The sequence below is a fragment of the Komagataeibacter intermedius TF2 genome (genome assembly GCF_000964425.1).
Taxonomy (GTDB): domain Bacteria; phylum Pseudomonadota; class Alphaproteobacteria; order Acetobacterales; family Acetobacteraceae; genus Komagataeibacter; species Komagataeibacter intermedius.
In genome coordinates this window covers 1-231 of record NZ_BANF01000585.1, presented here as the reverse complement: position 1 = coordinate 231, position 231 = coordinate 1, and the positions used below count along the sequence as shown (strand labels likewise).

Sequence of the window (231 nt, the reverse complement as noted above, 5' to 3'; positions counted from 1 at the left end):
TGCGGGTCTTTACCGAATTCGCCCTGCGCCAGCCCCATCATGGAGCCAGTATGGCCCATATCATCGCCCGCCATGACGAATTCGCCATTTAGCGCCGGAACACATGCTCCCGCGTTGCTGACGCCCACTTGCGTCATTCCGCACAGGCCACCGCAACCGCCGAGCAGAAAGCGCTGGGTCCAGTGCTCCATGGGCAGATCGACTTCAAAGGAAATCGCAGGCGCGATCTGC

At 61.0% G+C, this 231-nt stretch carries 1 protein-coding gene; it reads right to left on the bottom strand.

The window, feature by feature from the left end:
- Positions 1–231 (bottom strand): tannase/feruloyl esterase family alpha/beta hydrolase (locus B7449_RS18615; RefSeq protein ID WP_048884054.1); only part of this gene is annotated, 231 nt, incomplete at both ends.